The following is an 18,451-nucleotide window of genomic DNA, read 5'->3' as shown; positions in this document are numbered from 1 at the left end:
AGCCGGCGCCTCACCCACGAAGCGACGCCATCCTGGCGTGACGATCAACCCGAAGCGGACACACCGACGCCGACCTGATCAAGATGCCCTCTTAGAGGTCGCGCGGAATGGTGGGGCTGGCTGGCGTGTCTGAACGAGTGCAGGCACAGAACTGGCGATCATGAAGTTGCTGACGCTTCGTGTTCACGGGAGGTTCTGTGCCTGCCACCCCAGCGTGGCTGATCGAGCCGTTGTGGGTCCAGTTCGCCGCGCTGCTACCCGAGCGGCCCATGTACCAGCCGGCGCATCCGTTGGGCTGTCACCGTAGGCGGGTCGATGACCTGTTGGGTTCGTAAATTCGGTTCGGTGGCTGTGACGTGTGGCTTTGTGCGAGGTCGGCCTAATCAGGGCGGCGACGATCCAAGGTATGGCCGCCTCGCTGGTGTACCTGCTCCTGCGTCAGATCCTGCAGATGCTGACCCAGCTCGCCCGGGACGGCGGCGCGAAGGACGTCGTCGAACTTCTGGTCTTACGGCATTAGGTGGCGGTGCTGCGCCGGTAGGTGCACCGACCCGATCTCCAGCCCGCGGACCGGGTGGTGCTGGCGGCGTTGTCGCGGCTGCTGCCTCGGCAACACTGGGCGGCGTTCTTCGTCACCCCGGCGACCCTGCTGCGCTGGCATCGACAGCTGATCGCACGACATTGGACCTACCCACACGCGCGACCCGGCCGGCCACCCGTAGACCGCGAGATCCGGGAACTGGTCCTGCGTCTGGCCGTGGAGAACCCGACTTGGGGGCATCGCCGGGTGCAGGGTGAGCTCGCTCGTCTGGGCCACCGGCTCGCGGCCAGCACGGTATGGAAGATCCTGCACCAGGCCGGCGTCGACCCGGCGCCCCGCCGGACGGGACCGACCTGGACGCAGTTCCTGACCGCTCAGGCGCGCACCATCTTGGCCTGCGACTTCTTCACCGTCGACACCGTGTTCCTGAAACGGATCTACGTACTGTTCTTCATCGAGCTCGCCACGCGCCACGTCCACGTCGTCGGTGTCACCGCACACCCGACCGGCACCTGGGTCACTCAGCAAGCACGGAACCTGCTCGTGAGCCTCGACCAGCGCGCCGACGGGCTCCGGTTCCTGCTCCGCGATCGCGACACGAAGTTCACCGCCGCCTTCGACACGGTCTTCACCGCGGCGGGCATCGACGTGATTCGAATACCGCTCTCTGGCTATGGCTTGAGGACACCGACGTGGCTATGACCTGCGTGCGGGTCGTGCTGGAGCAGACCTGCCGTGCGAGAGCTTGGCGTATCAAGCCGGCACGGGCTACGCGCGTTGAAGCCGGCGGTGGCGTAGCTTCACCTGCCAGGTGGGTCGAAGCGGCCGGCTGGAAAAGGCTCGGTGTCCTTTCCCGCGCTCTAGGCGAGTTTGCACACATCAACGTTCGATCGAGATGGACTGGCGCGCGAGGTGCCCTAAACGCAATCCAGGATCCGAATGAGAGGTGGCCTGAGAACACGGCCCGAGGTAACGCTCTAGACTCTGCTGCCTACCTTTTAGCTCACGAGGTTGCGGTGCGGCTAGATGCAGTGACACCCACCTTTGGTGAGAAGTTTCGTGAGTCCGTTACTCTGTTTGATAGAGAGGCCCATGAGGAGCACGTGGAGCGCCTATTGGAACGCGGTCAAGCTTTGAAGGGCTTCGACTTTGGTGAGCCGGAATTTGTTCCTGCGGAGGTCCTGCACCTGCCTTGACCGACGAGAACTCCGACTTGGAAGCAACGGCAAGGTGGATCTAAGTCCGTAGCGGATTCGTGTCGGCGAGTTACGAACCACGGCGCTGCGCCATGGCCGAACCTCCGCCTCGAATCATGGTGGTTGATGCCGCTGACGATGCCAACAACCCGGGAGCGCATGATGATCGGATGGCGGCAGTGGAGGCGTGGTTCCTGGGTGGTCCGGTCGACGGGCGACTGATGCCAGTGGAGGTCACGGCCGATGGGAGCCCGCCGGCGGTGGTCAAGCTGCCCCAGACAGGCATCTACGTCGGGCCGAGTGATTTTCCGACGCCCACGGTTGAGCAAGTCTACGTCCTCGCCGACAGGTTCGATGACGTCGAGGTCTACCAGTACCGGCAGCCCGCTTCGGAGGCGACGGACTGACAGCTGCAGCCGTCCGAGGGCGCAGTGCCCGCCACGCCTCGTTCTGCCACTGCTGGTTGGGCGGGCCGGCAGGGATGGTGAGGCCACTGCGTGATCGTCCACATGTTGCTGGTTATGCAGGAAACGAAAGCGATCATCACAGTGGGCTGCCTGGGGTCGGCCGGGCTGGGCAGGTCAGGATCGTCGCCGACCAAGCGAGCGTCGCACAGGCAGAATCTGAACAGAAGAACTTGACAGGGAAGACCACGGCGGCCCGGACCCGGTCGCGGGCCTCGTGCAGGGCGGTGTCCGGTAGCCCGGAGATCACCACCGCCGGCAGGCCGGCGGCGAGGTCGGCCTCCACCTCGACCAGGTGACCGGTGACGCCGACCAGCCCCACCGAGAGCACCTTCGCGTAACTCATGTCGCCCCCCGACCTCCCGGAGCGCGCATCTCAGAACGCGCCCTGAGGTGGTCGACCCGGGCCGGACCGGCATCGGGCAACCGCACCGAGAGCACGTCGAACCGCACCTCCTCGGCGGTCGTCCCGGTCTCGGCCAGCCAGCGCGCGGCGAGCCCGCGCAGCCGCCGTGCCTTGGCGGGAACCACCGCCTCGGCCGGGGTGCCGAAGCTGTCGCCCCGGCGGGTCTTCACCTCGCAGAAGGCGAGCACGGGCCCGTCCCAGGCGATGATGTCGATCTCTCCGGCCGGGCAGCGCCAGTTTCGGGCGACCGGGCGCAGCCCCGCCCCGATCAGGTGCCGGGTCGCACAGCGCTCGCCGTACGCGCCGACCGCCTGGTTCCGCTTCGTCATGGACGGCACCGTGCCCGCCGAGGCCCGAACGCCGCGACCCCGACGCCGGCCACCTGTGGACAACGGCCGTCCTGTGGACGACCAACCGATCAACCCTGCCCTGTCCTATGGGGGAACACCGCCCTGGCAGGCCCTCGCGGAGGGTATGTGCCGTGAACCCGATATACCGCAGAGGCATAGTTATGACTCTGAGGTATACCGCTCACAGTGGTGGATGCCGTCGATCCTGCACCGTGCGTCCTGATGAGGCGGGCGCCGGGCTGAAATGGCGCGGCGGCAGTCCGTCGCATACGGTGCCGGACGTGGACGAACGACGGAGCTTTCCGGAAGATCAGGAGTCGCGCTGGTATCCCGACGAGCGGGGTCGCGGCTACGGCGAGTCGGAGTGGCGTGGCGCGGGCGAACCGCGGTACCGGGACGACGAGGTCCGGGTTCCCGATCAGCGCGGCGCCGACGAGGGCCGCTACGGCGACGACACCGGCGCCGGTCGCTTCGGTGCTCCGGAACCGGACTCCGGGCGTTTCGGTGCTGTCAGCGCCCAGCCGGGCCGCTCCGGTGCGCCCGAACCGGACTCCGGGCGGTTCGGGACGGTCGACCCGCTGGGTGACGCCCGGCCGGAGGCCGACGGTTACCGTGCTGCCCGCTCGTGGCGGGCGGACCGCGACCCCTCGGAGGTCTCCGGTGAGCTGCCCGGTCGCCGGGCCCGGGATGCGGCTTCGACGGGCTCGCCGCCGACGGCCGCGCGGGAGCCGATGTCGTTGACCGGCGCCCGCGAGGCGACGTCCGCCGGCGATCCGACTGCCGGTGCGCTCGCTGACCAGACTCGTCCCGCCCCGCTCAGCGGGTACCCGATCGTCGACCCGGCCCGCGGTGGCGACCAGCCGCACCCGCTGGAGATGCCGACCGGCCCGATGCCGCCGGTCGGTCCCCGGGGCGGTGAACTGCCCGCGGCGGAGCCGCCGGTGTACCCGCCAGCCGCCGACGGCGTCTACCGCACCCGCCGCCCGGCGCTGGCGGTGCTCTTCGCCCTGCTGGTGCTGATCTTCGAGATCCCGGCGCTGCGGGTGCTGCTCGACGGGGTGACCAGCGACCCGCTGTCCGCCGGGAACGTGGTGGTGGGCATGTTCCTGGTCGCCGGGCTGCCGATCTTCGCAACCGGGCTGTACGGGCTACGAACCGGCGGTCTGGCGCTCTCCGACAACGGTCGGGGCTGGCTGCGCCCACCGACGGCGTACCTGACCGTCGGCCTGGTGCTCTTCGTCGCCGCCGCGCTCGCCGCCGGCTGACCCGGCAGCCCGGCGGGCGGGCAGGGGCGTACACTGGCCAACTGGCGACCGCCTCGTGCGGTCGACCTCGCGCGCCCTCTCCACGAATCGTCGTGGGGCGACGGCCTCCCTGGTCCCGATCTTGGTCGGGAACACCATGGCCGGCGACCAGGCGCCAGGACGCCCGGCCACCGGCCGGGCGTGACAACCAGGGATCTTGAGGAGTACCCACCATGGCCGTCGTGACCATGCGCCAGCTGCTGGAGAGCGGTGTCCACTTCGGGCACCAGACCCGGCGCTGGAACCCGAAGATGAAGCGCTTCATCATGACCGAGCGCAACGGCATCTACATCATCGACCTGCGCCAGACCCTCGAGTACATCGAGAAGGCGTACGAGTTCGTGCGTGGGACCGTCGCCGAGGGTGGCAGCATCCTCTTCGTCGGCACCAAGAAGCAGGCTCAGGAGGCGATCTCCGAGCAGGCGACCCGCGTCGGCCAGCCGTACGTCAACCACCGCTGGCTCGGTGGCATGCTGACCAACTTCCAGACGGTGTACAAGCGCCTTCAGCGGATGAAGGAGCTGGAGGCCCTGGGTGACCTGAGCGGCACCGCCGCCGGGTACACCAAGAAGGAGACCCTGCAGCTCTCCCGCGAGAAGATCAAGCTGACCCGCACGCTGGGTGGTCTGCGGGACATGCAGAAGCTGCCGGCTGCGGTCTGGATCGTCGACACCAAGAAGGAGCACATCGCCGTCGACGAGGCCCGCAAGCTGGGCATCCCGGTGATCGCTGTGCTGGACACCAACTGCGACCCGGACGAGGTCGACTTTCCGATCCCGGGCAACGACGACGCGATCCGCTCGGCCGAGCTGCTGACCAGGGTCGTCGCCGCCGCCGTCGCGGACGGTCTCATCGCGCGTTCCGGCCGCCGCCGGGGCACCGACGAGAAGCCCGAGCCGGGTGTCGCCACCGACGAGCCGCTGGCCGAGTGGGAGCGCGAGCTGCTTGAGCAGCCGAAGAAGGCCGACGAGTCGGCCGCCCCGGCCGAGCAGCCGGCGCAGGCCGCCGCTGAGCAGCCGGCGCAGGCCGCCACCGAGCAGCCGGCACCGGCCGCCACCGAGCAGCCGGCGACCGCCGCCGCGGAGTGACCGCACCGTCGCTGCCCCGTCGTCCGTTTTTCCGGACGGGCGGCGGGCGGCGACGGTACGCCGGGCACGATCGGCCCGGTTCCGGGTAACCGGCACCTCTGACCATCCACACGCCGTCTCAACACCGAAGAGAGAGCCATGTCCCAATTCACCGCCGCGGACGTCAAGAAGCTCCGCGACCTCACCGGCGCCGGCATGATGGACAGCAAGAAGGCGCTGACCGAGGCCGAGGGCGACTTCGACAAGGCCATTGAGATCCTGCGCGTCAAGGGCGCCAAGGACGTCGGCAAGCGGGCCGGCCGTACGGCCGCCAACGGCCTGGTCGCCCACTCCGGCAAGGCGCTGCTCGAGCTCAACTGCGAGACCGACTTCGTGGCCAAGACCGAGTCGTTCATCGCCCTGGCCCAGCAGCTGGTCGAGCACGGCGAGCGCTCCGGCGTGAACAACGCCGAGGAGCTGCTCGCCAGCGAGCTGAACGGCAAGGTCGTTGCCGACCTGATCCAGGAGCAGTCCGTCAAGATCGGCGAGAAGCTGGTGCTCAACCGGTTCGCCAAGGTCGAGGGCACCACCGCGGTCTACCTGCACCGCAAGGCCCAGGACCTGCCGCCGGCCGTCGGTGTGCTGGTGTCGTACAGCGGCAAGAGCGACGAAGCGGGCGACGCTGACGCCCGTGGTGTCGCCATGCAGATCGCCGCGATGCGGCCGAAGTACCTCACCCGGGACGAGGTTCCGGCCGAGGTCGTCGAGTCCGAGCGGCGCATCGCCGAGCAGACCGCCCGCGAGGAGAACAAGCCCGCGGCGGCCCTGCCGAAGATCGTCGAGGGTCGCGTGAACGCCTTCTTCAAGGACTACGTCCTGGTCGAGCAGGCGTCCGTGGCCGACAACAAGAAGTCGGTGAAGCAGATGCTGGCCGAGGCCGGCATCGAGGTCACCAGCTTCGTGCGGTTCGAGGTCGGCCAGGCCTGAGCCGCCGCCGGGCGCCGTGGGCGCCCGTGGGCAGGAGACGTCGAGGAGGAGGCCGCCGGTGTACGTGACAGGCACCGCGGCCTCCTCGTCACATAGGGTCGGCAGCGGCAGGTTCGCGGTACGCGCCGCACGGGGCGTGCGCGTGGGGAAGGGCGGGGCGGATGACGCAGGTTGTGAGTGACCGGACGCTGGCGGTGGAGGATCCGACGGCGCCGCCGCCCGGACGCGCCCGTCGGGTGGTGCTGAAGCTCTCCGGTGAGGTGTTCGGTGGCGGCGCGATCGGCGTCGACCCGGACGTCGTCCAGGCCATCGCCCGGCAGATCGCCACCGTGGTCCGCCGCGGCGTGCAGGTCTCCGTGGTGGTCGGTGGCGGCAACTTCTTCCGCGGCGCGGAGCTGCAGAAGCGTGGGATGGACCGGGCCCGCGCCGACTACATGGGCATGCTGGGCACCGTGATGAACTGCCTCGCCCTGCAGGACTTCCTGGAGAAGGAAGGCATCGAGACCCGGGTGCAGAGCGCCATCACCATGGCGCAGGTCGCCGAGCCGTACATCCCGTTGCGGGCGATCCGGCACCTGGAGAAGGGCCGCGTGGTCATCTTCGGCGCTGGCGCGGGGATGCCGTACTTCTCCACCGACACGGTGGCCGCCCAGCGGGCGCTGGAGATCCGGGCCGACGTGGTGCTGATGAGCAAGAACGGCGTGGACGGGGTCTACACCGCCGACCCCCGGGTCGACCCCACCGCGAGCAAGCTCGACTCGATCACCTTCTCCGAGGCGCTGCGCCGCAACCTGCGGGTGGCCGACGCGGCGGCGTTCAGCCTCTGCATGGAGAACGGCCTGCCGATGCTGGTCTTCGGCGCGCAGGGTGACGACACCATCATCCGCGCGGTGGGTGGCGACAAGATCGGCACCCTGATCACCGCCTGAGCCCCGCCCCGCCCGCGGCGACGGCAGCAGCGGTCCCGGCTACTTTCAGCAGAGCCCACGACGAGCACAGAAGGAGGCGAGGAGACCGGTGATCGACGACACCCTCCTCGAGGCCGAGGAAAAGATGGAGCGTGCGGTCGAGCACGCCAAGGAGGAGTTCGGCGCCATCCGCACCGGTCGCGCGAACCCCGCCATGTTTTCCAAGATCATTATCGACTACTACGGTACCCCCACGCCGCTGACCCAGATGGCGTCCGTCGCGATCCCCGAGCCGCGGATGGCGATCATCAAGCCGTACGACAACTCGCAGATCAATGCGATGGAGAAGGCGATCCGCGACTCGGACCTCGGGGTGAACCCGAACAACGAGGGCAACCAGCTGCGCATCCTGCTCCCGCAGATGACCGAGGAGCGCCGCCGCGACATGATCAAGGTGGCCCGGCACAAGGGCGAGGAGGCCAAGGTGGCGATCCGGAACGTCCGCCGCCGTGGCAAGGAGGAGCTGGACCGGATCGTCAAGGACGGCGAGGCCGGCGAGGACGACGGTCGCCGCGCCGAGAAGGAGCTGGACGACCTGACCCAGCGCTACGCGGCCAACATCGACGACCTGGTCAAGCACAAGGAGACCGAGCTGCTGGAGGTGTGATCCTCTGGCCGCTCGACGGCTGAGCTGCCGCGAGGCCCGCCCCCGACGCCGGGGACGGGCCTCGCGTCGTACGTCAGCAGGGGATCCAGATGGTCCTGGTGCTCTCGGCCAGCTGCTCCCCGGTGTACCAGTCGCGCAGCGTGAAGCGAACAGTGGCCCTGCCCGGGTGCAGTACCGGATCTCTCCGGGCGAAGGCCATCCCGAGCTCGACTGTGCCGTCGTCGCACTGGATCTCGCCGGCACCCCGTCCCGAGGTGGCCCAGAGGGTCGGCAGGCCGTCCTGCACCAGCGAGGCCGACATGAGGTGAGGGCCGGCCGGGCAGTTGCGGGCGATGGCCTCTACTCCGGCGACCAGGGCGATGCCCGTCGCCGTGCCTCGTCCGCCGTGCCGGTCCGGCGGGTGCAGTAGGCTCGGCAGGATTCCCGGCCACCGGGCGGTGAACACCGGGAATCGACCGACCGTCGGGGCGGTCGACCAGAGGAAAAAGTCGCGCCGGTAGGGGATGCTTGTGGTCTTGCGTCATGTGGTGGTTCTCGTGCCGCGTCGCGGTGCGTGATGACCCACCCCGACCCCTACAGTGGCGAGCCCCGCGGCTGGGACCGGCCGGAGCGGCCGGTGGCCCTGCCCTGGCCCGAGCAGGAGCTCGAACCGGGCCAGTGGAGCGGTCGTCCGGCCGGCGGCCCTGACCTGTACGCCGAGCCCCGCACCCGCCCGTTCGCCGACCCGTACCCCCCGGACGCGTACGACGAGCATGGCCGGACGGTCCGCCCGGATGGTCAGGACCGTTTCGACGACCGGGACCGGCGCGACCGCTTCGACGAGCGGGACCGGTACGAGGACGACCGGAACCAGCCCCACCGGTACGACGACCGGGGCCGTGCCGGCCGGTACGCCGACCGTCCGCCCGTCGGCGGCGACGCCCCGACCCGGCACGACGGTCCGGAGCGCTTCGGCGACGCCGGTGGTCCGGTCAACTACGACGACGATTCCGGGTATCCGACCGCGCAGCTCGCGCCCATCCGGGCCGACCTCGCTCCGGACCAGGACGCGGTGAGCGGGTCGGAGCCTCCGTCCGGCCGGCGGTCGAAGGGCCGACGCCGGGCCAGTGCCGACCGACCGGCCACCCAGCAGGTGGGCAACGGGCGGGCCGGCCGGAACCTGCCGGCGGCGATCGGGGTCGGGCTCGGCCTCGGCGCGCTGATCGTGGTGCCGCTGGTCTTCTACCCGTTGGCGTTCCTGCCGGTGATCGCCGCCGCCATCGCCGTCGGCATCTGGGAGATGGCCCGGGCGGTCCGGCGCAGCGGGGCTCATCCGCCGCTGGTGCCGCTGATCGCCGGTGGCGTGCTGACCGTGGGCCTGGCCTGGTTCGCCGGCCCGGACGCGCTGAGCCTGGGTCTGCTGGTCACCGTCCTGGGCACCATGATCTGGCGGTTGGGCGACGGCCCGGGCGGTTTCCAGCGGGACCTGACCGCGGCCACCCTGATCGCCGTGTACGTGCCGTTCCTCGGCGGGTTCGCGGCGCTGCTGGCGGCGGCCCCGGACGACGGTCCGCTGCGCATTCTGGCGACGTTGGTCGCGGTGGTCCTCTCCGACACCGGCGGGTACGCGGCCGGCGTCTCCTTCGGTCGCCACCCGATGGCGCCGTCGGTGAGCCCGAAGAAGTCCTGGGAGGGCTTCGCCGGCTCGGTCACCGCGGCGGCGCTGGGCAGCGCCCTGCTGCTCTGGCTGATGTTCGACCTTGCCCCCTGGTGGGGTGCGGTGTTCGGGCTGGCGATCTCGTGCGCGGCGGTCCTCGGTGACCTGGCCGAGTCGATGATCAAGCGGGATCTCGGGGTCAAGGACATGAGCAACCTGCTGCCGGGCCACGGCGGCCTGATGGACCGGCTGGACTCGATCCTGTTCGCGGTGCCGACGGCGTACCTACTGTTGGCGATCTTCGTGCCGGTGGTGAGCTGAGGCATGGATCACGGCGCCCCGGTCATCCCGACCCGGCGGTCGGGGCCGGTTCGACACCTCCGGACAGGTACGTGCCGCCGACGGCGTGACACACTGGACCAGCCATGACGAGCCTGCCGCTGATCCCCGCCATCTCGGACGCCCCCGCCGCACGCCGGGCCTCCATGCCACCGCAGCACCTCGCTGACCTCGACCTGGCCGGCCGCCAGGCGCTGGTCACCGGGTTGGGCGAGCCGGCCTTTCGCGCCAAGCAGGTCTCCAACCACTACTTCGGGCGGCTGGTCCGCGACCCGCAGGAGATGACCGACCTGCCCGCGGCGACCCGGGAGCGGCTGGCCGACCAACTGCTGCCCCGGCTGCTCACCCCGGTCCGCGAGTTGGCCTGCGACGACGGCGCGACCCGCAAGGCGCTGTGGAAGCTGCACGACGGCGCGCTGGTGGAAAGCGTGCTGATGGGTTACCCGGACCGGGTGACCGTCTGCATCTCCAGCCAGGCGGGCTGCGGCATGGCCTGCCCGTTCTGCGCGACCGGCCAGGCCGGGCTGACCCGCAACCTGTCCACCGCCGAGATCGTCGACCAGGCGGTGTACCTGGCCGGGGTGGCTGCCTCCGGTGCGGTCGCCGGGTCTCCACCGCGGCTGTCGCACGTCGTCTTCATGGGCATGGGCGAGCCACTGGCCAACTACTCTCGGGTGATCGCGGCGATCCGCCGCCTGGTCAGCCCGGCTCCCGAGGGGCTCGGCCTGTCGCAGCGGCACATCACCGTTTCCACGGTCGGGCTGGTTCCGGCCATCCGCCGACTGGCCAGCGAAGACCTCTCAGTGACCCTTGCGTTGTCGTTGCACGCCCCCGATGATGATCTGCGCGACGAACTCGTGCCGGTAAACCAGCGCTGGAAGGTAGCCGAGGTGCTGGACGCAGCGTGGGACTACGCCGCCCGGACGGGCCGTCGTGTGTCGATCGAGTACGCGATGATCAAGGACGTGAACGACCAGCCGTGGCGAGCTGACCTGCTCGGGCGGCTGCTGGCCGGCAAGTTGGCCCACGTGAACCTCATCCCGCTCAATCCGACGCCGGGCAGCCGCTGGGACGCGAGCCCGAAGCCGGTTGAGCGGGAGTTCGTCCGGCGGTTGCGCGACGCCGGGGTGTCCACCACCGTTCGGGACACCCGAGGTCGCGAAATCGACGGCGCGTGTGGCCAGCTCGCCGCCGCCGAGGACAACGACACCAACACCGACCGCGCCGGAGAGGCACCGGCGTGACCGGGCGTGGCGAACGAGACCAGGAGACATAGTGGCGAGTCAGGGTCAGCGTTTCCGGCGCAAGGCGCTCCGCCGGGGATACAAGGTCGACGAGGTGGATGCCTTCCTCGACCGGGTCGAGGCGACGCTCGACGGCCGGCAGGTCGGTGCGCCGGTGGCCTCCCAGGAGGTCCACGACGTCGTCTTCCGGGTCCGGTTCAACGGCTACGACGAGTGGCAGGTCGACCTGCACCTGGACCGGGTCGAGCGGCAGCTGGCCGAGCTTGAGGAGCGCGGTGCCGCCGGGCGTGGCGGCGACCCCCGGATGGGTCCACCGGACCGGCTGGGCCCGCCGATGCGCGACGACCGGGGCATGGTCCCGCAGCCGATGCCGCCTCGGCCGATGCCGGCGCAGGCCGGCCCGCCCGACCGCTACGGCCGGTACGACGAGCCGACCGGCGCCTTCGCTGGTGGGTACGACGCCCCCCGCGGCGGTTACGACGCGCCGCGTGGCCCGGGCGGCCCGGCCGGTCCCGGCCCGATGGGTCCGGGTGGCCCGATGGGCGGGCACGGTCTCCCGCCGCGCGGCCTACCCGCCGGTCCGGGTGGCTACGGCCAGGACGATCAGCGGATGCCCGGTGGCTACGGCCCCGACGACCAGCGGATGCCCGGCGGGTACGGCCCCGACGACCAGCGTTCGCCCGGCGGGTACGACGACCAACGTGCGCCCGGTGGCTACCCGCCCGAGGAGCCGCGCTTCGACGGCTTCGAGGCCGGTCGGCACGGCCGTGCGGACATGACCGCCGAGATCCGGATGCCCGAGCGGGACCTGCGCGACATGCGCCGTGGCCCGGCCGGCCCGCCCCCGATGCCGCAGCAGGGCATCGGTGGCCCGCCGATGGCCGGTCCGCCCGCCGTGCCCGGCCCGCCGATGGGCGGTCCGCCGATGGCCGGCCCGCCCGGCAGCGACCTGTACCGCGTCGACCAGATCCGGCGTCGCTTCCAGGTGCGCCGGTTCGGCAGCGGATACGACCCGGACCAGGTCGACCGGTTCTTCGACACCCTGCTCGGCGGCATGCAGGGCCGCAACCCGATGCCGGTCAACCCGAAGGACCTGGACACGCTCCGGTTCGGTCTGGTGCCCGGCGGCTACTTCGAGGCCGAGGTCGACGCCGCGCTCAAGGACGTGCAGGACATCCTCTTCGGGCGCTGACCCGACGCGTACGGACGAGGGCCCGTCCCCGGGTGGGGGCGGGCCCTCGACGTACGTCGGCCGGTCGTCCGGCAGGCGGTCGGTCAGGAGCGCAGACCGTTGCGCCGCAGCACGGCGTCGCCGATCACGATGACCAGCAGCAGCACGGCCAGGCCGACCAGCCAGATGTCCTCGACCTTGCCTTCGTGGTTGCCGCAGATCATCGCCAGCAGCGCCAGCGCGGTGAGGACCGCGCCGATCCGCCCGGCCTTCCGGTGCCCGGGCTTGTGCTGGTCTGGCGACGTTACCGGCTCGCTTCCTGCCACTGTCGGTCCTTCCCTCGCGATCGGATCTCCGGTTAGTCTGGCACGCCTCCTGCCCGGGGCGGCGCGGTGGGGGTTTCCCGGTCATCGGGCCCCCTCCCCGTCCGGGCCGGACGGCACTACCGGCGTCGCGAGGCGGCGGTCAGACTCCCTCCGGTAGCGTTTGGCGTACACCTGATTGTCTGTTTGAGGGGGACTGTGCGGTGCGAGTGACCGGAACCGGGCACGCCAGCATGCGGATCGACACGGCCGCGGGCAGCATCCTGTGCGACCCGTGGGTCAACCCGGCCTACTTCGCGTCCTGGTTTCCATTTCCGGACAATTCCCTGCTCGACTGGGAGACCCTGGGCCAGGTCGACTACCTGTACGTCTCCCACCTGCACCGGGACCACTTCGACGCGGCGCACCTGAAGCGGTACGTGTCGAAGCAGGCGACCGTGCTGCTGCCCGAGTTCCCCACCTCCGAGATGGAGGACGAGCTGCGGGCGCTGGGCTTCACGAAGTTCCTCAAGGCGCCGAACGAGCAGGTCGTCGAGCTGGACGGCGGGCTGAAGATCATGATTCAGGCGTTGACCAGCCCCACCGACGGCCCGATTGGCGACTCCTCGCTCTGGGTGGAGTACGACGGGGTGCGGTTGCTCAACCAGAACGACGCCCGCCCCACCGACCTGAGCATTTTCGCCGAGCTGGGGCACGTGCACGCGCACCTGCTCCAGTTCTCCGGCGCGATCTGGTACCCGATGGTCTACGAGTTGCCGCAGGCGGCGAAGACCGCGTTCGGCAAGCAGAAGCGCGACCGGCAGTTCGACCGTACGTGGCGCTACATCGATGATCTGAAGGCGTCGCACGTCTTCCCGATCGCCGGCCCGCCGTGCTTCCTCGACGACGCGCTGTGGCAGTTCAACGACATCCACGGCGACGAGGGCAACATCTTCCCCGACCAGTCCGTCTTCATGGCGGAGTACGCCAAGGTCGGCGGCACCAACGGGATCGTGCTGCTGCCGGGCAGCGTCGCCGAGGTCACCACCGAGGGCGCCACGACCACCCACCCGGTGCCGGTCGACGAGTTCTTCGCGAACAAGGTCGCCCACCTGGAGGAGATGCGGGAGCGCAAGCGGCCCGTCATCGAGGCGGAGAAGGCGTCCTGGCGGCACCCCGAGGTGGACGTGCTGGCGGGGATGAAGAGCCGCATCGAGCCGCTGCTCGACGAGTCGATCTACCTGGCCAAGGGCGTCGGCGGGCCGGTCCGCTTCGACCTGGTGGGCTACGACGGTGAGAGCGTCGAGTCGATCGTCGTGGACTTCCCGGGCAAGGAGGTCCGGCCGTACGCCGACGAGAAGGTCCGCTACCGGTTCCGTACCGAGCGGGCGCTGATCGAGCACCTGCTCTTCATCGACGAGGTGGACTGGGTCAACTCGCTCTTCCTCTCCTGCCGGTTCTCGGCGGCCCGGATCGGCCAGTACAACGAGTTCGTATACGCGTTCTTCAAGTGCCTCTCCGAGGAGCGGCTCCAGTACGCCGAGGGCTGGTACGACGAGCACGAGCGGACCACCGACGCGGAGGACATCACCCTGGGCGACTGGGTGGTGCAGCGGCGCTGCCCGCACCTGAAGGCCGACCTGACCCGGTTCGGCATCGTCGAGGGCGACCAGCTCACCTGCCAGCTGCACGGCTGGCGGTTCGACCTGCCCAGCGGCCGTTGCCTGACGAGCGTCGGCCACAAGGTCCGCGCCCACCGCGTCGACGCGGAGACCCCGGCCCCGGCGGGCGAGGCGCTGAGCTGACGAGCCGGCCGGGCACCCGAGGTGGGTGCCCGGCCGCACGCCCGATCCGCGTCCGCGCGGCCCCTCGATGCGCCACGATGCAGTGGAGAGCGGCGAAAGCCGCGGTCCGGAACCAACCGGACCCATCGAGAGCGGGGCGGGGCGTGGCGGGGGCGGACGCGCAGAAGGGTGCGTACCGGTACGGGCGCGGCCGGGAGATGGCCCGGGACGCGGCGCGGGTGGAGACGTTCAGCGACGGGGTCTTCGGGGTCGTGCTGACGGTGATGGCCGTCGAGCTGCTCCAGAACGGCCCCGCCCGGGAGAGCGGGCGGGAGCTTCCGGACGCGCTCGCCCACGCCTGGCCGTCCTACCTGGCCTACGTGATCACCTTCGGGATCGCCGGCCAGATCTGGCTCGGCCATCACAACATGTGGCGGTACGTGGTCCGGGTCGACCAGCCGCTGGTGGTGTTCAACCTGCTCGTGCTGCTCTTCGTGGCCGCGATCCCGTTCACCGCCGACCTGCTGTCGGACAACCTGCGCGGGAGCGCGACCGAGCAGCGACTGACCGGCGCTCTCTACCTCGGCACCGTGCTCGGCGAGTCGCTCTTCTTCAACCTGAGCTGGTGGTGGGCCCGCCGGCGCGAACTGCTGCACCCCGACCTGGACCCCGAGCTGGCCCGGGCGGTTTCCCGGCGACTGCTGGTGCGTCCGCTGCTCTACCTGACCGCCTTCGCCTTCGTCTTCGTCGACCCGATCCTCAGCCTGGTCCTCTACCTGCTGCTCGTCGGCCTCTCCCTCATTCGCCGCCCCGGCGACCTGCCCCGCTTCGCCGCCGAGGTCGGCGACGGGGTCAGCGGCCGAGGTCGCTGAGGATCCGCTGGGCGGCGTTGTGACCGGCGGCGCCGATCACGCTGCCGGCCGGGTGGCAGCCGGCGCTGCCGGCGTACACGCCGTCGACACCGGTGGCGTAGGGCATCCGGTCGGCGAACGAGACGGTGTTGTCGACATGGTGGATGTGCCCGCCGGTGATGCCGAAGTGGGCCTCGATGCCCGGCGGGGGTAGCGGCACCGCGTCGGCGATCAGGTCGGCGGTGCCGGGGGCGTACCGCTCGACGATCCCGATCAGCCGGTCGACGTAGCCGGGCAGCTCCGCGTCCCAGGTGGTGCCGCTCAGCTCGTAGGGGACCGACTGGACGAAGAGCGCCGAGGAGTGGTGCCCTGCGGCGTCGGAGAGCGACGGGTCGACGGTGGTGTGCAGGTACCACTCGATGGTCGGCTCCGTCGGCAGCCGCCCGGCCTGCACGTCCGCCCACATCGCGCGCAGCGCGGCCATCGGCGAGGTGGCGTCGCCACCGACCAGCGACGCCGAGCCGGGCAGCAGGTGGATGGTCGAGCCGAACGGGCTCGGCGTGCCGGTCGGCAGGCAGGAGAAGTGCGGCAGCCCGGTGAGCGCCAGGTTGAGCTTGAGGGTGGTGCCGGGGCGGCGGACCGCCGCCATCCGCTCGCCGAGCGGCGCCGGCAGCGCGCCGTCGGGCAGCAGGTCCATCAGCCGGTACGGGTCACACGCGCCGAGCACCACCCGGGCGGCGACTTGCCGGCCGTCGGCGAGCATGACGCCACTCGCCGCGCCGCCGTCCAGGGTCACCGCGGTCACCGGCGTACCCGCCAGGATGGTCGCGCCGGCGGCGCGGGCGGCGTCGGCGAAGGTGCGCGACACGGTGCCCATCCCGCCCTCCGCGATCATCCAGGTGCCGCCGGAGCCGGGAAGTCTGCACATGTTGTGAACGAGGAAGTTGTGGCCCGTCCCCGGGTCGTCCGGGCCGGCGTTGAGCCCGGAGAGCCCGTCGGTGACCGCGTACATGCTGACCAGCAGCTCGGAGCGGAACTCGAACCGGGCGAGGTAGTCCGCGACCGAGCCCCGGACCAGGTCGACGAACGTCTGTCGCAGCGCCGGGCGGACGTGCCGGTCGGCGGTCTCCTCGGCGGTCAGCGGCTCGGCGAGCCAGGCCGGGGCGAGATCCTCGCGCAGCGCGGCCAGCTCGGCCTGCATGGCGTCGTCGGCGGCCACGTCGGCGGGGGAGAAGAACTCGGCGAGCTGTGCCCGGGTGGCCGCGGTGTCACTGCCGAAGAGCAGGTACGGCGAGCCGAGACCGCCCGGCGTGGGCAGGAAGTAGTGCGGGTCACGGCGCAGCACCGGGATCCGCACGTCGAGCGTGGCGAGCAGCTCCGGCGGCATCAGCCCGAGCAGGTACGAACCGGTGGAGTGGCGCAGCCCCGGCACCTTCGGGAACGGGTTCTCGGTGCGGGTCGCGCCGCCTATCACGTCGGCGGCCTCCAGCACCAGGACGTCCAGGCCGGCGCGGGCCAGCAGGATGGCGGAGACCAGACCGTTGTGCCCCGCGCCGACGATCACGACGTCGGTGCGGCCGGGAAGTTCGCTGCTCATGCCGCGGCAGCCTAGCCCTCACCCCCATCCCCCTCCACCCCTTCCGAGGGTTGATCAAGAGGTTTGCGTCATCGGGACGGCGTCTGGTGACGCAAACCTCTTGGTCAACCCGGGGTGGTCGGGTCGGTGGGGGCGCGCTGGGCACGCCGGTGGGAGAGGGCCAGCGTGGCCGAGTAGCCGGCCAGGACGATCACGTGGAACAGGTAGAGCCAGAGGAGGACGGCGACGCCCGCGCCGATCTCGTCGAAGCCGCCGAACGGCACGCCCAGGTCCAGCGGCAGCGAGGCGAAGAGCACGAAGCCGTGCATGAAGCCGGAGAGGTTCGCCGCGGTGAACGATCCCATTCCGAGCGTGGAGAGCCAGTCCGGCGACGCCGGCCCGACCACCCGGAACACCCATATCAGCACCGGGGTGAGCACCAGCCAGACCGCCAGGAACGACAGCACCACGCCCAGCGCCCCGATCCAGCCGCCCCGCCGGACCAGCCCGGTGGTGAGCGGCAGCGCCAGCAGGATCGACAGCAGCAGCGCGGGGGCCGGCGCGAGCAGTGGCAGCAGCAGCAGCCGGCCGCGCCAGCCGACCAGGTGCTCGTCGGTGCGGGGCGCGGCCACCGACACGAACGCCCGGCGCAGGCCCTCGCCGTACAGCGACGCGGGCAGCAGCGAGGCCAGTGCGAGCACCGGGGTCAACTCCGCCCCGGCGTTGACCAGCGCGGCCACCGCCCGGGGCGCCCCGATCGCGGTGGGAAGCGCCTCCACGGCGTACGAGGTGAGCCGGCGTACACGGTCGGCCCCGGCGACGAGCGTGGTGAGCCAGATCGCCAGCAGCGCCACCGGCACCACGGCGATCGCGCCGTAGAACGTGATCGCGGCGGCGTGCAGTGACAGGTCCCGTCCGCGCACAGGGCGGAACGCGGCGTTGACGATCCGCTTCGTCCGCTGCCATCCGCTGCCCACCGCGATCTCTTTCCCCGTCGTCGGCCCGGCCACTCATTAAGATCGCCCGCCATGACCGTTCTCACCACCGAACGCCTGATCCTGCGTGACTGGACCGCGGACCCGGCCGACCTGGCCCGCATCTACGACATCTACTCCCGCTCCGAGATCACTCGTTGGCTGGCGGTGTCTCCGGGGTTGCCGATGACCGACCCGGGGCAGGCCGCTGAACGGCTGCAGATCTGGCGGGATCGGCACGCGGACGACCACGGCCGGTACGGCACCTGGGCGATCGAGGTGCGGGACACCGGGCTGGTGGCGGGGACGGTGGTGCTAAAGCCCCTGCCAGGACAGGACGAGGAAATGCTTACCGGGGACATCGAGGTGGGCTGGCATCTGCACCCGGACTCGGTGGGCCACGGCTACGCCACGGAGGCGGCCCGTGCGGTCATGTCGCGGGAGTTCGCGGCCGGGACGCCGAAGATCCACGCGGTGGTCTCGCCGGGCAACGATCCGTCGATGGCGGTCTGCCGGCGACTCGGGATGGCCCACGTGGGCCGGAGCACCGACTGGTACGGCGGTGAGGAGCTGGAGACGTTCGTCCTGACCGCCCCGACCGGCTGAGGGTGAAAGGAAGGGCCCCTTATTAACGCCTGGCGTTAATAAGGGGCCCTTCCTTTCATGGACGCGACGCGCTCGGGG

General features: G+C 70.7%; 17 protein-coding genes and 3 pseudogenes. 14 read left to right on the top strand and 6 right to left on the bottom strand.

Going from position 1 to position 18,451, the window contains the following annotated elements:
• Nucleotides 1-197 precede the first annotated feature (197 nt).
• From ACFYPS_RS17730 to ACFYPS_RS17720, 3 genes and pseudogenes are all read left to right on the top strand, one after another.
• Nucleotides 198-320 (top strand): annotated as a pseudogene (locus ACFYPS_RS17730) (IS5/IS1182 family transposase); the annotation flags it as partial.
• A 257-nt stretch (nucleotides 321-577) separates the two neighbouring features.
• A complete protein-coding gene (locus tag ACFYPS_RS17725; protein ID WP_354963292.1) occupies nucleotides 578-1,243 on the top strand; it encodes a helix-turn-helix domain-containing protein in 666 nt (221 codons plus the stop codon).
• Between the two features lie 664 nt (nucleotides 1,244-1,907).
• On the top strand, nucleotides 1,908-2,144 hold the full coding sequence (locus tag ACFYPS_RS17720; protein WP_387325509.1) for a hypothetical protein: 237 nt from the start codon (nucleotides 1,908-1,910) through the stop codon (nucleotides 2,142-2,144).
• Nucleotides 2,145-2,385: 241 nt separating this feature from the next.
• Here the strand turns inward: ACFYPS_RS17720 and ACFYPS_RS17715 are convergent.
• Together ACFYPS_RS17715 and ACFYPS_RS17710 are read right to left on the bottom strand one after the other, a co-directional pair.
• Nucleotides 2,386-2,547, bottom strand: a pseudogene (locus ACFYPS_RS17715) (magnesium chelatase domain-containing protein); the annotation flags it as partial.
• Nucleotides 2,544-2,936 (bottom strand): YraN family protein, encoded by a 393-nt coding sequence (locus tag ACFYPS_RS17710; protein WP_387325506.1) that lies wholly within the window; start codon nucleotides 2,934-2,936, stop codon nucleotides 2,544-2,546. The gene ACFYPS_RS17710 and the pseudogene ACFYPS_RS17715, both read right to left, overlap by 4 nt.
• 265 nt (nucleotides 2,937-3,201) lie before the next feature.
• Between ACFYPS_RS17710 and ACFYPS_RS17705 the strand changes: the two are divergent.
• From ACFYPS_RS17705 to frr, 5 genes and pseudogenes are all read left to right on the top strand, one after another.
• Nucleotides 3,202-4,222 (top strand): annotated as a pseudogene (locus tag ACFYPS_RS17705) (hypothetical protein).
• 212 nt (nucleotides 4,223-4,434) lie between these two features.
• Nucleotides 4,435-5,349, top strand: a complete 915-nt coding sequence (gene rpsB, locus ACFYPS_RS17700) for a 30S ribosomal protein S2 (protein ID WP_354963289.1) — start codon at nucleotides 4,435-4,437, stop codon at nucleotides 5,347-5,349.
• Between the two features lie 138 nt (nucleotides 5,350-5,487).
• Nucleotides 5,488-6,315, top strand: a complete 828-nt coding sequence (gene tsf, locus ACFYPS_RS17695) for a translation elongation factor Ts (protein ID WP_354963288.1) — start codon at nucleotides 5,488-5,490, stop codon at nucleotides 6,313-6,315.
• A 161-nt stretch (nucleotides 6,316-6,476) separates the two neighbouring features.
• Nucleotides 6,477-7,244, top strand: a complete 768-nt coding sequence (gene pyrH / locus ACFYPS_RS17690; protein WP_354963287.1) for a UMP kinase — start codon at nucleotides 6,477-6,479, stop codon at nucleotides 7,242-7,244.
• 88 nt (nucleotides 7,245-7,332) lie between these two features.
• Nucleotides 7,333-7,890 carry a ribosome recycling factor gene (gene frr / locus ACFYPS_RS17685; protein ID WP_354963286.1) on the top strand — a complete coding sequence of 186 codons (558 nt, stop codon included), beginning with the start codon at nucleotides 7,333-7,335 and terminating at the stop codon, nucleotides 7,888-7,890.
• A gap of 73 nt (nucleotides 7,891-7,963) precedes the next feature.
• On the opposite strand, the gene ACFYPS_RS17680 is transcribed toward frr, so the two are convergent.
• Complete coding sequence (locus ACFYPS_RS17680) at nucleotides 7,964-8,335, bottom strand: hypothetical protein (RefSeq protein ID WP_354963285.1); 372 nt, start codon at nucleotides 8,333-8,335, stop codon at nucleotides 7,964-7,966.
• A 111-nt stretch (nucleotides 8,336-8,446) separates the two neighbouring features.
• On the opposite strand from ACFYPS_RS17680, the gene ACFYPS_RS17675 reads away from it, so the two are divergent.
• The 3 genes from ACFYPS_RS17675 (at nucleotide 8,447) to ACFYPS_RS17665 (ending at nucleotide 12,301) form a co-directional block, all read left to right on the top strand.
• Nucleotides 8,447-9,847: a phosphatidate cytidylyltransferase gene (locus tag ACFYPS_RS17675; protein WP_354963284.1), complete on the top strand. Its 1,401-nt coding sequence runs from the start codon at nucleotides 8,447-8,449 to the stop codon at nucleotides 9,845-9,847.
• A gap of 104 nt (nucleotides 9,848-9,951) precedes the next feature.
• On the top strand, nucleotides 9,952-11,109 hold the full coding sequence (rlmN, locus tag ACFYPS_RS17670; protein ID WP_354963283.1) for a 23S rRNA (adenine(2503)-C(2))-methyltransferase RlmN: 1,158 nt from the start codon (nucleotides 9,952-9,954) through the stop codon (nucleotides 11,107-11,109).
• A 31-nt stretch (nucleotides 11,110-11,140) separates the two neighbouring features.
• The gene (locus ACFYPS_RS17665) at nucleotides 11,141-12,301 is read left to right on the top strand and encodes a DivIVA domain-containing protein (RefSeq protein ID WP_354963282.1); all 1,161 of its coding nucleotides are present in this window, start codon (nucleotides 11,141-11,143) and stop codon (nucleotides 12,299-12,301) included.
• A gap of 83 nt (nucleotides 12,302-12,384) precedes the next feature.
• Here ACFYPS_RS17665 and ACFYPS_RS17660 read toward each other — a convergent pair whose 3' ends face one another.
• Nucleotides 12,385-12,606 carry a DUF2631 domain-containing protein gene (locus ACFYPS_RS17660; RefSeq protein WP_354963281.1) on the bottom strand — a complete coding sequence of 74 codons (222 nt, stop codon included), beginning with the start codon at nucleotides 12,604-12,606 and terminating at the stop codon, nucleotides 12,385-12,387.
• A 200-nt stretch (nucleotides 12,607-12,806) separates the two neighbouring features.
• Here ACFYPS_RS17660 and ACFYPS_RS17655 point away from each other — a divergent pair, with 200 nt between their 5' ends.
• Nucleotides 12,807-14,387, top strand: coding sequence for a Rieske 2Fe-2S domain-containing protein (locus ACFYPS_RS17655; RefSeq protein WP_354963280.1), 1,581 nt, complete (start codon nucleotides 12,807-12,809; stop codon nucleotides 14,385-14,387).
• Nucleotides 14,388-14,584: 197 nt separating this feature from the next.
• Entirely contained in the window at nucleotides 14,585-15,238 is a 654-nt protein-coding gene (locus ACFYPS_RS17650; protein ID WP_354963322.1) for a TMEM175 family protein, read from the top strand.
• Here ACFYPS_RS17650 and ACFYPS_RS17645 read toward each other — a convergent pair.
• The gene (locus ACFYPS_RS17645; RefSeq protein ID WP_354963279.1) at nucleotides 15,219-16,814 is read right to left on the bottom strand and encodes an NAD(P)/FAD-dependent oxidoreductase; all 1,596 of its coding nucleotides are present in this window, start codon (nucleotides 16,812-16,814) and stop codon (nucleotides 15,219-15,221) included. The two genes, ACFYPS_RS17650 and ACFYPS_RS17645, sit on opposite strands and share 20 nt — an antisense overlap.
• A 104-nt stretch (nucleotides 16,815-16,918) precedes the next feature.
• Nucleotides 16,919-17,770, bottom strand: coding sequence for a YhjD/YihY/BrkB family envelope integrity protein (locus tag ACFYPS_RS17640; RefSeq protein WP_387325497.1), 852 nt, complete (start codon nucleotides 17,768-17,770; stop codon nucleotides 16,919-16,921).
• A gap of 51 nt (nucleotides 17,771-17,821) precedes the next feature.
• Between ACFYPS_RS17640 and ACFYPS_RS17635 the strand changes: the two genes are divergently transcribed.
• Nucleotides 17,822-18,373: a GNAT family N-acetyltransferase gene (locus tag ACFYPS_RS17635; RefSeq protein ID WP_354963277.1), complete on the top strand. Its 552-nt coding sequence runs from the start codon at nucleotides 17,822-17,824 to the stop codon at nucleotides 18,371-18,373.
• Nucleotides 18,374-18,451 lie beyond the last annotated feature (78 nt).

This window comes from Micromonospora sp. NPDC005087 (assembly GCF_042872965.1).
Lineage (GTDB): Bacteria > Actinomycetota > Actinomycetes > Mycobacteriales > Micromonosporaceae > Micromonospora.
This window is presented reverse-complemented; position numbering and strand designations above follow the sequence as displayed.

What these genes read in the sequence shown, in the direction of transcription:
- ACFYPS_RS17720 (WP_387325509.1), top strand. Translation starts at nt 1,908, where the DNA reads ATGGCGGCAGTGGAGGCGTGGTTCCTGGGTGGTCCGGTCGACGGGCGA.
- ACFYPS_RS17710 (WP_387325506.1), bottom strand. Translation starts at nt 2,936, where the DNA reads ATGACGAAGCGGAACCAGGCGGTCGGCGCGTACGGCGAGCGCTGTGCG.
- rpsB (WP_354963289.1), top strand. Translation starts at nt 4,435, where the DNA reads ATGGCCGTCGTGACCATGCGCCAGCTGCTGGAGAGCGGTGTCCACTTC.
- tsf (WP_354963288.1), top strand. Translation starts at nt 5,488, where the DNA reads ATGTCCCAATTCACCGCCGCGGACGTCAAGAAGCTCCGCGACCTCACC.
- pyrH (WP_354963287.1), top strand. Translation starts at nt 6,477, where the DNA reads ATGACGCAGGTTGTGAGTGACCGGACGCTGGCGGTGGAGGATCCGACG.
- ACFYPS_RS17675 (WP_354963284.1), top strand. Translation starts at nt 8,447, where the DNA reads ATGACCCACCCCGACCCCTACAGTGGCGAGCCCCGCGGCTGGGACCGG.
- rlmN (WP_354963283.1), top strand. Translation starts at nt 9,952, where the DNA reads ATGACGAGCCTGCCGCTGATCCCCGCCATCTCGGACGCCCCCGCCGCA.
- ACFYPS_RS17650 (WP_354963322.1), top strand. Translation starts at nt 14,585, where the DNA reads ATGGCCCGGGACGCGGCGCGGGTGGAGACGTTCAGCGACGGGGTCTTC.
- ACFYPS_RS17645 (WP_354963279.1), bottom strand. Translation starts at nt 16,814, where the DNA reads ATGAGCAGCGAACTTCCCGGCCGCACCGACGTCGTGATCGTCGGCGCG.
- ACFYPS_RS17635 (WP_354963277.1), top strand. Translation starts at nt 17,822, where the DNA reads ATGACCGTTCTCACCACCGAACGCCTGATCCTGCGTGACTGGACCGCG.